Below are 13,948 nucleotides of genomic sequence, written 5' to 3'. Positions count from 1 at the left end.
GATATGTGGAGAAGAAACAAGAGAAAACAGAAGAAGGTTTTGGTCGATTTGTCGGAGTTGAGCAACACCTACTGTGGTTTAAAGCAGGTTGCATTAGCTTATGGGAACTATTTCAAGGAGAATTATAAAAGAAATGAGACCGGGTATATATTGACGCTTCTTATACCCAGAAAGATGTTCGGCAAGTTTGGACGTGAAGTACGCTATATCAGTTCTTCAAGCTGGTTCTTGAGACATTGCCGTTATCTGTTCCCTTCATTCGATATATGGCATGCTACCCATCAGTTAAGCAGATTTAAACCTGCTTATTCCCGGACGAAATTCATACTTACGATTCATGACCTGAACTATCTCTATGAAGCCACCGGTGAGCAGCGGGAAAGGAAACACCGGCGATTGCAGCGCAAAATCAACCGGGCTGATGAAATTGTTTGCATCTCGGAATTTACCAAACAGGAAGTGGGGAAAAATCTGGTTTTGAACGGCAAGAGATGCAAAGTCATTTATAATGGTGTTGAAAATATCGTTCGGAAACCTGCTTTGAAACCCAATAGAGAAATAAAAGGACATTTTTTCTTTACCATAGGGACGGTCATGAAGAAAAAGAACTTCCACGTATTGCTCAACATGATGAAACTAATGCCGGACAGGCATCTTTATATAGCCGGCGATAGCAGTCTGGAAGAATATGGCAAAATGATAAAACAACGAATTGAGACAGAAGGGATTCATAATGTTACTCTTTTGGGAACGATCCCTGAAGAAGAAAAGATTTGGCTTTATGCAAATTGTGAAGCTTTTTTGTTCCCTTCGTTATTCGAAGGTTTCGGACTTCCTGTCATAGAGGCCATGCAATTTGGCAAACCTGTTTTTTCATCCCGGGAAACCTGCCTGAAAGAGATAGGAGGGGAATTCGCCTATTTTTGGAAAAACTTCGATCCGCAAGAAATGAAACGGTTAATCGATGAAAATCTGGAAGGGTTTTATCAGGACAAGGATCTGGCACAGAGACAAAAAGAATATGCCCATTCCTTTTCGTATGAAAAACATTTTAAGGAATATCAAAAACTATATTCCTTTCTTTAATTTGTAGCTTAAGTTAATAGTATAGATTTGTAGTTGGATTAAAAAAAGCTACATTTGTGATTTGGTGCTGTCGGTATGAGTGTGCCGTAAATATAAAGTTATGCAACCATTTGATATTGACTTGGTATATCTCTGGGTAGACGGGGATGATCCTAAGTGGTTAAAGAAAAAAGAACAGTTTACAGGAAAATTGGCAGATCGTTCGGAAGAGAATAATAAGGGGAGATATGTCAATAACGATGAACTGAAATATTCATTGAGGTCTGTAGAAAAATATGTTCCATGGATCCGGCGGATTTATATCGTCACAGATAATCAGTGCCCGGAGTGGTTACAGGGAGATCATCCCAAAATTCGTATCGTTGATCACACCGAGATACTTCCCGAAGAGGCATTGCCTTGTTTCAATTCAAGTGTCATCGAGTATTTCCTCTATAAAATACCCGATCTTGCTGAACATTTCCTGTTTGCAAACGATGACATGTTCTTTAACAAAGCACTTTCTCCGGATTATTTCTTCAATAAAGAGGGTTTTCCTATTGTCCGGCTGAAGAAGAAGTTTTTTGGGAAATGGCATTACCGTTTAAAAAAACTTATTCGCAAAAGGTTAGGGCAATATATCTCGATGGTGGTGGAAGGTGCTTCACTTGTTGAACAGAATTTTGGGAAGTATTATTCCGGTATTCCGCATCACAATGTGGATGCTTACGTGAAATTTGATTACAGATATGCTGTAGAGCATGTTTTTGAAAGTCAGGTAAAGAAGTCATTATCAAGTCATACCAGGATGTATGGAGACATGCACCGTTCCGCTTTCTTGTATTACTCATTGGCTGTGGGTAAAGGAGATATGAAATATGTGGGACGGAAAGAATCGAACCGCATACTTGTTCATAAACACAAATATGCCGACCGGATAAATAAATACCAACCGGATCTGTTTTGTTTAAATGATAGTCAACGCACCAAAGACATAGACCGCGAAAGAATAAAACCTTTTCTGGAGGCGTTATTTCCGGAGAAATCCTCTTTCGAAAAGTAGTTCTTGCCCACCTCAACTTTTGCATCCTGATCCGATATGTATGCAACTAAAGCGGAGATATTTTAGATGACTTATGGAAACCCATTACCCGTGATGAGCGTAAAAAGAGTAAGGGTGGTGGGTAAATCTTTTTCAGGAAAGAGCCTGTCAAAAATGCCGTGATATATATTTTCTCCAGATATAAGAGATCTTGTCCGAGTTAATTCCGGGTATTTTAAAATTGTGTTCATCAGCAAAATTGAGAATATAGGATCTTGCATGAAGCCAATCCCGACGATATTTTTCACGATGTGCTTTCTCCCGGATTGTTGATATGGAATTTTCCCAATTATAATAGAAATAGATAGTATTGGGCACGACTACTAATTTATCGGCATAGTATACTGCATGAAAAGAGAATATAAGGTCCTCCACAAGACGTCCTTCCTCAAATCTCAAATTATGCTTTTTTAGAAAATCAACTTTGAAAAGGTATCGCCATACATATCCCCATTTCCCGACATAAGTAGCTTTGAGTTTATCGTGTGTCGAGGTATATACTTTGGTTTTCCTGAAGCGTTGCGATTTATAATTGAATCTTTCATTCCACATACCACCGCAGGCTATGTCAGCATCGGTTTCCTTAACAGCTTTCGCCATTTCCCTGTAGTAATCGGGATTAACAGCATCATCTATGTCCATGAAATGAATATATTGACCTTTGGCTGTGTCTATCCCGATATTTCTGGCTGCTGACAAACCCCGATTCTGCCCGAGATGGATCACTTGTACCGGATATTCTTGTGTGATAATTCCGGACTGATCAGTGGAACCGTCGTTTACGACAATAATCTCCAGATTCTTATACGATTGGTTAAGCATGTTTTCCATACATGGCCTTATATACTTCTCTCCGTTATAGACAGGGATGATAACAGAAATTAATGGCTCTTTCTCCATAGCATAGAGTGTGGATATGACTATAATTCAAACCAGGATTTTTCCGGTAAGATAGTTTCAAATGCCTTTTCTATCTCCTGCATCACCCGGGTATAATTCCTGATATGGGCGTTGTCGTTGAGGCAGATCAATTTATAACTCTGATCGTAGATAGCTTTTATCGCCTGCTTGGATCGTAGTACGAGCGGGAACATTTTTGTATTCTTGTAGGTATTGTAGGGTTCGAAGTTAGACCGGCAGATCTGCCAGGTACGGAACAGTTCCTGAGTATAATCCTCCGGGCTCCGAAAGCGGTTAGTCGATACCGCAGTCAATTTGTCCCCGGCATAGTCCCAGACCTCTTCAAAAGTCGACTTGAGGTAGGGTTGGGCATTATGCGGCGTGATAAGTGTCACAAACTTTCCATAAGGTCTCAGTAATCGCGTCAGATTAGCTTTTTTACCGTAGGAAGGATGAAACCATTTATCCTGATCGCGTTGTAGCACTTCATGTTTATCAAACCTTTCGTTGATAATCCTGATATTGTTCTTCAGGCATTTCGACCATAATCCCATTCCTGAATTGTAGCGGAATGCGGCAATATCATTGGGTAACCCATTGGTATAAAAACGATCCTCTCCTATATGGTTGATGATAAAGAAATCATCGTTGAAGTAAACAAAACGATCAGCCAGGTCAGGGATTTTATGAAGATATATCTCTATAAGTGAAGAGTTGAATACGGGTAAAAACTTGGTGGGGATATAGTCACTGTGATTTACCAGGGCAAGCTTGGGGTGATCGGGATTGAGCCATTCCGGCTTTTGACCACAGGTGACGAAATGTATTTTCCTCACCCATGGCGCAAATTTCTCTACCCCTCTGAACCAATATTTCAGAAAGCCATAGTCACGGAAACGGGCTTCGGAAACCTCATTCTTCGAGTTGTCGATTTTACCCGAATATTTGGTGAAATCGGCTTTCCATTGCGGGTCGTCCATATCAACCCAGGTAATCACAAAATCGATATCCATTGCTGTTATACAGAATTAAATTTACCTTTACGGCAGAGTAGATATTGCCTGTTCCAAACGGTGGAGTGTTTCCTCTTTACCAATCACTTCGGTAATGTCGAACATATGCGGCCCTTTTCCTGCACCTACGATGGCCAACCGGAATGCATTCATAACGTTTCCGGTATGTAATTGGTTCTGTTGGATCCAATCCATTACAGTTTTCTCCTGGTTTTTTGCAGAAAAGTCGTCTGTTCCTTCAAGCAATGCTGCTAATTGCTTCATCTGCGCAGGAGTCTCTTCTTTCCAGCGTTTTTTCACCGTTTTTTCATCATACCCGGTGGGTGCCACGAAGAAAAAGTATGATTGGTCCCATAGTTCACCGATAAAATGAATGCGTTCTTTTACCAGCCTAATCGCCTTTACCACCATGTCATTGGAGACTGAAATCCCCTTTTCTCCTAAGACCGGCATAAACAGTTTTGCCAGATCGCTGTCTGACATTCTGAGGATATACTGATGGTTGTACCATTTGGCTTTTTCTACATCGAACTTAGCGCCGTTTTTACTGCATCTCTCGAAAGAGAATGCCTGCACCAGCTCATTGAGGGAAAATATCTCCTGCTCCGTACCCGGATTCCATCCCAGAAAAGCAAGGAAATTGATGACCGCTTCCGCTAGATAGCCGCTTTCGCGGTAGCCTGATGAGATCTCACCGCTTTTCGGGTCATTCCATTGTAGCGGAAAGACGGGGAAGCCAAGACGGTCTCCATCGCGTTTACTCAGTTTGCCGTTTCCTTCCGGTTTAAGCAGGAGCGGCAGGTGGGCAAATTTTGGCATATCGTCTTCCCATCCTAAGCTTCGGTAAAGCCATACATGCAAGGGAGCCGAAGGAAGCCATTCCTCTCCACGAATCACATGGGTTATTTCCATCAGGTGGTCATCCACCACATTGGCCAGGTGATAGGTAGGTAGTTCATCCGCTGATTTATAGATCACCTTGTCGTCAAGTACCGAAGAGTTGATAACTACCTTGCCCCGGATCATATCGTCGACAATAATCTCCTGGTTCGGCTCTATCTTAATGCGGACAACATATTGTGTACCCGATTTTATCAAAGATACAGTCTCTTCTTCCGATAACGTAAGCGAGTTACGCATCTTACCCCTGGTAGAAGCGTCATACTGGAAATTAGAGATTTCCGCCCTTTTAGCTTCCAGCTCTTCCGGTGTGTCGAACGCGATATAGGCTGCCCCTTTATCAAGCAAAGCATTGACATATTGTTTGTAGATCTCTTTTCGTTGAGACTGTTTATAGGGCCCGTAGCTTCCTCCTTTCAGTGGGCTTTCGTCAAACGGAAGACCCAACCAGTCGAATGTTTCCTGGATATACTCTTCCGCACCCGGCACAAACCGGGAAGAGTCAGTATCTTCAATTCGCAGGATAAAATCTCCTCCCTGTTGTTTGGCAAAGAGATAGTTGTATAGTGCCGTGCGCACCCCGCCGATATGCAGCGGGCCTGTGGGGCTGGGGGCAAAGCGTACCCTTGTCTTGTGATGCGTCATAATTGTTTTATTCAAATTCAGAAAGTGTTCATTTACTGATATATCCTGTCAAGAGCACACCTCTTGTTTCTTCAGCCTACAAAAGTAGGAAAAAATGGTGATGAATTGAAATAAAGCCGATATCTATCATGAATTCGTTATTTTCGGCAAGTTATCCGGTATGTAGGGATATTTGATCAAGTAAAGCCTTGTTTCGTTACCAAGGTTAAAAAGCATGTCGATGATACTCAGATTTGGAATAAATCCCCATTTTTCAGCAAAAACCTGGTAATATGCCTGTGTTTCATAGGAGGAAGGTCTTTTAGGATCTATGGCTTCACGTAGATCGATCGTATTTGGAGAAGTCTCTTTCACATATTCCGGAGTATAACTGCAAGGTGTCTCAATACCGATGAAACCACAGACAAGCAGGCGTAATGATTCGTTAAAGTCGTGCAGGAATCGGTATTTTTTTTCGTAGAAAGATCGGAAATCCTCTTCGAAATATTGAAAAAAGGGAGTAGAATTGTACGCCGAAACAATGGCATTCCAATGCAAATGCCGCCAGTCGCCATGTTCCGCGATACGTATATCCTTCATCCGGCTTTTTCCTTTTTCCGGCTTCTCCACCGGGATACTCAGGGCCAAGGGACCGTTTGCCCCGCCGATGATGCAACGGTTACGATATGACTGCTTCCGGTAATTGTCCTGAATCTCGATAATCGCATTTTCGGCATGAAAAAGTGCTGCATAATATTCGACCGGAGCCAGATAGAAAGAGGGAAGAAATATCATCATATCAACACATTATCACTACTTCCCGATGAATCGGGACAAGTAGTCCCGACTTGCAGGGATCAATAAATCGTCCTTTATGCCGGTATCTTGGCGCTACGGAACAACCTCTTCCATCTTATCTTTCCGTTGAACCAGTTGTTGTCTTTTTCCAGAGATAGCCAGATAAGGATTGGTTGACCTACGATATGGTCTTCAGGGACAAATCCCCATACGCGGGAATCGGCGGAGTTATGGCGGTTGTCTCCCATCATAAAATAATAGTCGAACTTGAAAGTATAAGAGTCGACTGCCTGCCCGTTGACAAATACTTTACCGTCGCGATAGGCAAAGTCGTTGCCCTCATAATTCTTGATGCACCGTTCGTATGCGGCTACCTTGAAATCAGTATCAGTATCGAAATTGATGGTCGCACCTTTTTGGGGAATCCACAACGGGCCGAAAGTATCGCGCGTCCATCCGGTCTCATAGTTGATTGGGTAATAGTAGCCCATTCCCCGTTGTTCCTTCTCTTTGATTACATCCCAGACAAACGGTTTGGCTTTTAGTTGCACCACCATTTCATCAGTAAGAGCTATATTAAAATAAACTCTTCCATTATTGCCATTGCGTGGATGCAATCCGCTCCAGGCCATACTCAGACTATCTGCTCCGGTCAGGTCCTGCGAGTGGATTACTATCTGCCCGTAAGCATCATATATTAAATAATCGGCTTTGTTGATACCTAACTCCTTGAAAACATCGGGAGAAATGATAGTCCCGTCGGTATGTATCATGTAAGAGTGTTGAGAGAGGCGGGGGTTAGGGAGGAAAGTACCGTCGATGAATACAGAGTCGTTTTTCATCTGGATGGTCTCCCCCGGAAGACCTATACATCTCTTTACATAATTCTCCCGTCGGTCCACCGGACGGTAAATAATATCTCCGTAGGTGCGTTTATCAGCCCGGACACCGTTGATACCATTGGGATTCCTTTTTACTAGCGAGTAGAAATCTTCCGACTGCCGGTTCAGTGCTACTGTATCGCCGGTAGGGAAGTTAAATACCACGATATCGTTTCTTTTCACTTTGCCAAATCCTTTTAAACGCCTGTATTTCCACTGCGGCTTTTCAATATATGATTTTCCGCCGACTACCGGCATGGTATGCTGGGCAAGTGGGAACGACAACGGGGTGATGGGTGCACGGGGACCGTAACTCAGTTTGCTTACAGCCAGGAAATCACCCACCAGCAGGGATTTCTCAAGTGATGAAGTGGGGATCTGGTAATTCTGAAAAAAGAAGGTATTGATGAAATAGACGGCTATCAACGCAAACAGGATAGCATCCACCCATTCCATGGTTTTTCTGAAGGCGCTGTTCTTCGACTGTTTCCAGAACGACCAGGGTACGAATTTGGTGATATAAATATCAAAGAATAGCAAGATAAAAAGCAATATCCAGGGTGAACCGGCCCATAGGGAGAACAGTATGGTAGCTATTACCCATATGGCAAACCATACCAATTGCCGGCGTGAGGCATTTGAAAACCTCGTGGCTAAACTGGAATGGGGCGTTGTGGCATTTTTAGCCTGTTGATTTTGAGAAGGTTTATTGCTCATTTTATTTCAATTTCATTAATCATATTATCCGGATTCTGTTTTGTGTCGAACACATTTGCAATTATGATACGTCTGATGTTTTAACGGGTGAAATCCAACAGGTCTTCCATTGTAAGGAAACCTTTCTTCCCTTTGGTAAACTCCGCGGCGAGTACTGCTCCGAGGGCGAAACCTTTCCGGTTTTTTGCATCATGTGTGATACGGATAAGATCTGCGTCGGATTCATAAATCACCGAATGGATGCCCGGTACTTCTCCTTCCCTAAAAGCATCGATACGCAAAGTATCTTTGTCCAGTGCATCGTTATCCAAAGCCCATCCTTCTTTCCTGTCGATATTGGCAAGGATACCTTCTGCCAGGGTAATAGCTGTCCCACTTGGCGCGTCCAACTTATGGATATGGTGGGTTTCCTCCATACGTACATCGTAACCGGGGTAGTGGTTCATCAGTCCCGCAAGATATTTGTTCAACGCGAAGAAGATATTAACACCCAAGCTGAAGTTAGAAGCATAGAAAAATGTTTTCCCGTTTTTCCCACATGCTTCTTTGATTTCATCGAGGTGTGCAAGCCATCCCGTTGTTCCCGACACCACAGGTATTCCGGCGGCAAATGCTTGTCGATAATTGCGTAAAGCACTTTCGGGAGAGGTGAATTCAATCGCTACCTCTGCACCCTTGAATTCGGAAGAATCGAACTTTTCCTCCTCGTCCATATCGATGATGCATACTATCTCATGACCTCTTTCACGGGCGATTTTTTCGATCTCATGCCCCATTTTTCCGTAACCGATAAGTGCTATCTTCATTTTATCCTTTTATTATTTAAATCATAGGCAAAAATACAAAATTAATGGATATATCCTGTTGTCGGTGACGATAGATTAATCTTTTTTGCGAGTTGCTTCATCGCCAAGCGGTCTGTTTTGCCGTTCCCTGTTTGTGGAATGGTTTCAACAATATGGATAAGCAATGGCTGCTGATGACGGGGAAGGAGTTGTCTGATGGCTTTTTCCACGTAACCCGGATCATCCGATTGTTCTATCATAAGAATAATCGCTTCGCCTAATTTAGGGTGGGGGATGGAAGTAATCGCGAAATTCCCGGTGATATGAGGCTGTAAAACCTGCTCAACCTCCTCTATCTGTATTTTGATGCCACCGGAATTGATCACGTTATCGATTCTTCCTATAATGCGGAAGCTACTGTCCGGGCGAAGTTCGGCAATGTCATTGGTTGTGAATGGTTCATCTGCCACCAAAGGAGCATCTACTATCAACCTGTTGTCTTCGGATAATGCCAGCCTGACGGATGGAAAGGGAGAATAATAGCTGCTGGCTTCGGCCCCGCTGATCCTGCGCAGGGCGATATGTGAAAGGGTTTCGGTCATGCCGTAGGTAGAGTAGATCGCGTTTGGAAACATTTTTAGCTCTCTTTCGAGAGTTTGATCTATTGCCCCTCCGCCGATGATCAGATGTTTGATCCGGGATAACCGTTGTTTTTCTTCTGTGGTTTGAAGGGAATTGTAGGCCTGTAGCGGTATCATCGCTGCAAAGTCGAACGGAATAACTGTCCCTGCAAGAGGATGTCCGCACGGCTCAACCGGGTAGATGTCCAACCCCGCATACAGGGCACGGACAACCATCATCTTCCCTGCGATATACTCTAAAGGCAAGCATAGTAGAGCCCTGTCTCCTTTTCCCAAACCGAAGAAACCGCAGGTGCTTTTAGCGCTTTGCAGCATCTGTTCTTTCCGTACAACGATTTTTTTGGGTTTCCCTGTTGATCCGGAAGTATGCAAGCGGAGTGTGGGAGAATTAGAGAACCACTCTTTCAGGAACAGATATAGTTGCCGGCGAAAGGTCGATTTATCGGCAAAATCGTCTATTTGGTCACCTGTAAAATCTGCCGGAGTGTAAATTATGCCTTCTATGCTTATTTGTGACATTTTTTTAGAAATAAGAAGTTGGAAGTTAGAAATTAGAAGAAGTCTGAAGTTGAGAAGTCTAAAGTAAGAAGTTTAGAATTCATTGGTAATTAGTAATTGGTAATTAGTAATTCTCCAAGTCCCTCAGTCTCCCCGGTTCCCTTCCCGAACCACAACTGATCCCCCCTGATCTCCAAAGGCATGGGGATATTGTTCGTGTACAAAGTGCCTGTACCTAGTCCTTGTGGTAACGGATTGTTGAATAAAGAGCACCACTGTGCGATACTATTGAGTCCTATATTCGATTCCAACGCCGATGTGATCCACCATGCTATGTTCATTTCGCCGGCCAGTTCGATCCATTCGGTGCATCCGGCTATACCTCCATGCAGGGATGGTTTTAGTATAATATATTGAGGACGGATTGTTTCCAGCAATATTCTCTTTTGGGAAGGATCATTTACTCCAATCAATTCTTCATCCAGTGCGATGGGTAGGGGAGTGGAGGCGCATAATCCTGCCATTTTCTGCCATTGTCCTGCCGGAATAGGCTGTTCGATGGAATGGATATCGAGTTCGGCTAATTGATGGAGCTTGTCCAATACCCTGTTATATTCAAAGTTCCCGTTGGCATCCACGCGCAAAGTCGTTTCCTTTGAGGTGTAATGACTTCGAATGAAACGCAGCAGATCGAGCTCCCGCTCGAAACCGATCGCCCCGATTTTGAGTTTGATACAACGGAACCCTGTTGACAATAAGGATTCTATCTGTGCCATCATGGAGGCATGATCTCCCATCCAGACAAGCCCGTTAATGGTGATACCATCTTCTCCGCGACTGAACGGTGCATCCCATAACTGCCATGTCCGTTGTTGATAGTGCCGCATAGCCGTCTCCAATCCGAAAAGAATTGATGGGTAGTTACGCAATAATTCCGTGTCGACCTGCTGTTTTTCTTCCGTTATTTTACAGAGAGCGGTCAGCGTCTCAACGTAATCCGGAGTATAATCACAACTGAGGTCATGGAGCGGCGCACATTCACCTATCCCGAAATGAGATTTATCCTCTTCGTCCTGAAAAACGACATACCATACCTTGTGGTCGGTATAAACACCTCTCGATGTACCTGCCGGTCGTTTGAACAGGAGGTTGTACGGTCTGATCTTTATCCTGAACATAATCCTCTTCAATTTCATTAGGTGTTTTGAGCCGCCTTCGTTCCTCTCTTTGTTAATTGAGTCGCCTTCGCTCCTCGATTTTCAATTCTGCGCTCGGCATAACCAAAGCAAGCTTTGTTTCTTCTCTTGCTTAACGAAAATATTCGTTTTATAAAACGAGCCTGAACATCATTACACCCTGGAACATGCTTAAAAGGTCTTGTGTCTTGGTTCCTGTTCAGGGCAATTTGGGGAATTGTTTGAAGTTCGGTTTCCGTTTTTCCAGGAACGCCTGTTTTCCTTCCTGAGCCTCGTCGGTCAGGTAGTAGAGCATGGTGGCGTCTCCGGCTAACTCCTGTATGCCCGCCTGTCCGTCGAGTTCAGCATTCAGCCCTGCTTTGATCATGCGGAGCGCTAACGGGCTATGCTGCATCATCGTTTCTGCCCATTCCACCACTTCGTTTTCTAATTGACCGAACGGTACGACTTTGTTCACCAACCCCATTTCGAGCGCTTCCTGTGCGTTGTACTGGCGACAAAGAAACCATATCTCGCGGGCTTTCTTTTGTCCCACAATGCGGGCGAGGTAAGAGGATCCGAAGCCGGCATCAAAACTTCCCACGCGTGGGCCGGTCTGCCCGAAGATGGCATTCTCCGATGCAATAGACAGATCGCAAACTACATGGAGTACATGTCCTCCGCCGATGGCGTATCCGTTGACCATTGCGATTACCGGTTTGGGGATTGACCGGATCTGCTTTTGCACATCCAGCACGCTTAGACGTGGTATACCATCTTTGTCGATATATCCTCCTTTTCCCTTTACATTCTGGTCGCCTCCCGAACAAAAGGCTTTATCACCTGCCCCGGTGATTACCACCACGCTGATATCCGATTCTTCACGGCAGATGCGCAGGGCATCGCTCATTTCACCGGTGGTAGTGGGTGTAAAAGCATTGCGGTAGCGCGGACGGTTGATCGTGATCCGCGCGATCCCATTATAAAAATCGAAAAGAATATCTTCGTATTCCCTGATGGTTGTCCATTCTCTATTTGTCATAGTTCTATTAAAATTAGTCGTTTTGTCACTTTAGTATAAACTGCACAGGTTTGACTTCTAGTCATCTAACTTAAAACGTCTTTTTTGCTTATGATAATATAATCGTATTTGTTCTGCATTCTTTTCCATGGAAGTAAACACTTCCAATAGAACCGGTTTTTCGCTGTCAGTATCTGTAAAGAGTGGCAATTGCTGTTCCAATTCCCCGGCGTTGTGGGCAGAAAGATAGAGAAATCCCTGTTGTTCTGCCCAGGCCTTTGCTTCGGTTGTATGAGCGGCAGCAATATACTCATGCAATACTTCCGACTTGTTCAGTCCTGGAAGCATACCGAATATCTCTCCTCCGCCGTTATTATTCAGCAGGATGCGTAAATTGCGGGTGCTGTAATTATTCCAAAGTCCGTTCATATCGTAGAAGAAACTTAAATCGCCAATCAACAGAAAAGTGAGTTTACCCGACGACGAAGCATATCCGACCGCTGTGGAAAGTGAGCCTTCTATCCCGTTGGTTCCCCGATTACAAAACATTCTTACCGACGAGGGAATATCGAATAACTGTGCCAGACGCACACTATTGCTGTTTCCTAACTGTAAGGAAGAGTTTTTCGGCAACGCATGCATCAATGCACCGGCTGCATAAAGATCGGAGAAGGCCACGTCCGGTTCCGATACGGATGCACAGGCTCTTTCCCAAAGGTCCCGGAAACCTCTTGCCTCTTTGGAATTTTTTATTTCCCTAAAATCTTTTGTCTCATCGAACTCTCTTACCCTGCTAAATTCTTTTTCCTCCAAACAGGGCAGTCTCTCTGTCAGATAGAGCAGAAATGTTTCATTATCGCTCCTTACAATATCAGTAACCCGCTGAAATGTATCTGTGACCTCGCCGGAGGGAGAAATATGCCAATGTTCGCGGATACGGGCTGAGCGGATGAACTGTTTCAGCCGCTTGGAAACGATATGTCCACCTAATGTGATGACCAGATCAGGTGTTAACTCTTCTAATTCTTTTTCCGATGCCGCATAAAGTACCGTGTCAAAAACTGAAGTCTCTTTTACGGGGATATTGGATAACTGCTCCGCCAGCACTACAACGTCCCATTCCTTACGGAGTTTTTCCAATATTTCGGTTAAGCCATTGCCCGGCAGCAATTGTCCGACAATGACCATCCGTTTGGAATAACTGCCGAATCGTTCTCTATATCTATCTTCCTTATGGATCATGTATCCGGGTGCAGATTGCCGGATCACACGGACAAGAGGGAGGGTTGGTGTATTGAAGCCAAACAGAGGTTCACCTAAAGGGATATTTATATGTGAGGGACCTTTTACCTCGTTATCCAGGCTGAGTATAGCCTCATTGATCAACCGGTTGCAATACCATTCTTCCTCCTCATCTGCTATTTGGGGGAGTTGAACCGACCGGCGGGTGAGATCTCTGAACAGGCCGCTCTGCGGAATGGTTTGCCCGTCCATCTGCCCGATCCATGCGGCAGGGCGATCCGCAGTGATCACTAACAGGGGTAACTGCTGATAAAAGGCTTCAGCCACAGCCGGGCCGAGGTTCAGTGTTGCCGTTCCCGATGTACAGCAGACAGCTGCCGGTTTCCCGATAGCCTGTATGATGCCCAAGGTAAAAAAACCGGCGCTCCTTTCGTCTACAACACTGTAACAGGTGAAATCCCTGTCTGTCGCAAAAGAATGGGTAAGCGGTGAATTCCGTGAGCCGGGAGACAGCACGATATGGGTAATATCATGCGCTTTGAGCAGCGCTACCAATTGTAAAACATTTTTTTTTTCGGAATACATG

At 44.3% G+C, this 13,948-nt stretch carries 12 protein-coding genes; 2 read left to right on the top strand and 10 right to left on the bottom strand.

The features are described 5' to 3' along the window. The first annotated feature begins 3 nt into the window (after window positions 1–3). Both PSM36_RS12500 and PSM36_RS12495 read left to right on the top strand, forming a co-directional pair. The gene (locus PSM36_RS12500) at window positions 4–1,086 is read left to right on the top strand and encodes a glycosyltransferase family 4 protein (RefSeq protein ID WP_076931185.1); all 1,083 of its coding nucleotides are present in this window, start codon (window positions 4–6) and stop codon (window positions 1,084–1,086) included. 100 nt (window positions 1,087–1,186) lie between these two features. Beyond that, window positions 1,187–2,128 (top strand): Stealth CR1 domain-containing protein, encoded by a 942-nt coding sequence (locus PSM36_RS12495; protein WP_076932242.1) that lies wholly within the window; start codon window positions 1,187–1,189, stop codon window positions 2,126–2,128. Between the two features lie 147 nt (window positions 2,129–2,275). On the opposite strand, the gene PSM36_RS12490 is transcribed toward PSM36_RS12495, so the two are convergent. From PSM36_RS12490 to menD, 10 genes are all read right to left on the bottom strand, one after another. Continuing rightward, window positions 2,276–2,998, bottom strand: a complete 723-nt coding sequence (locus PSM36_RS12490) for a glycosyltransferase (RefSeq protein ID WP_232001442.1) — start codon at window positions 2,996–2,998, stop codon at window positions 2,276–2,278. An 89-nt stretch (window positions 2,999–3,087) separates the two neighbouring features. Continuing rightward, window positions 3,088–4,080 carry a Stealth CR1 domain-containing protein gene (locus PSM36_RS12485; protein ID WP_076931182.1) on the bottom strand — a complete coding sequence of 331 codons (993 nt, stop codon included), beginning with the start codon at window positions 4,078–4,080 and terminating at the stop codon, window positions 3,088–3,090. 27 nt (window positions 4,081–4,107) lie between these two features. Continuing rightward, window positions 4,108–5,625 (bottom strand): glutamate--tRNA ligase, encoded by a 1,518-nt coding sequence (gene gltX, locus PSM36_RS12480; RefSeq protein ID WP_076931181.1) that lies wholly within the window; start codon window positions 5,623–5,625, stop codon window positions 4,108–4,110. Between the two features lie 126 nt (window positions 5,626–5,751). Further along, on the bottom strand, window positions 5,752–6,399 hold the full coding sequence (locus tag PSM36_RS12475; RefSeq protein WP_083711166.1) for a WbqC family protein: 648 nt from the start codon (window positions 6,397–6,399) through the stop codon (window positions 5,752–5,754). Window positions 6,400–6,476: 77 nt separating this feature from the next. After that, window positions 6,477–8,000 carry a signal peptidase I gene (lepB, locus tag PSM36_RS12470; RefSeq protein WP_083711044.1) on the bottom strand — a complete coding sequence of 508 codons (1,524 nt, stop codon included), beginning with the start codon at window positions 7,998–8,000 and terminating at the stop codon, window positions 6,477–6,479. An 80-nt stretch (window positions 8,001–8,080) separates the two neighbouring features. Next, window positions 8,081–8,806, bottom strand: a complete 726-nt coding sequence (dapB, locus tag PSM36_RS12465) for a 4-hydroxy-tetrahydrodipicolinate reductase (protein WP_076931178.1) — start codon at window positions 8,804–8,806, stop codon at window positions 8,081–8,083. 41 nt (window positions 8,807–8,847) lie between these two features. Further along, window positions 8,848–9,945 carry an AMP-binding protein gene (locus PSM36_RS12460; protein ID WP_083711043.1) on the bottom strand — a complete coding sequence of 366 codons (1,098 nt, stop codon included), beginning with the start codon at window positions 9,943–9,945 and terminating at the stop codon, window positions 8,848–8,850. A gap of 89 nt (window positions 9,946–10,034) precedes the next feature. Beyond that, window positions 10,035–11,102 (bottom strand): o-succinylbenzoate synthase, encoded by a 1,068-nt coding sequence (locus PSM36_RS12455; protein ID WP_076932239.1) that lies wholly within the window; start codon window positions 11,100–11,102, stop codon window positions 10,035–10,037. Window positions 11,103–11,319: 217 nt separating this feature from the next. Further along, a complete protein-coding gene (gene menB, locus PSM36_RS12450) occupies window positions 11,320–12,141 on the bottom strand; it encodes a 1,4-dihydroxy-2-naphthoyl-CoA synthase (RefSeq protein WP_076931176.1) in 822 nt (273 codons plus the stop codon). A 57-nt stretch (window positions 12,142–12,198) separates the two neighbouring features. Beyond that, a complete protein-coding gene (menD, locus tag PSM36_RS12445) occupies window positions 12,199–13,947 on the bottom strand; it encodes a 2-succinyl-5-enolpyruvyl-6-hydroxy-3-cyclohexene-1-carboxylic-acid synthase (RefSeq protein ID WP_076931174.1) in 1,749 nt (582 codons plus the stop codon). Between the last annotated feature and the right edge of the window lies 1 nt (window position 13,948).

This window comes from Proteiniphilum saccharofermentans (genome assembly GCF_900095135.1).
GTDB lineage: Bacteria > Bacteroidota > Bacteroidia > Bacteroidales > Dysgonomonadaceae > Proteiniphilum > Proteiniphilum saccharofermentans.
This window is presented reverse-complemented; position numbering and strand designations above follow the sequence as displayed.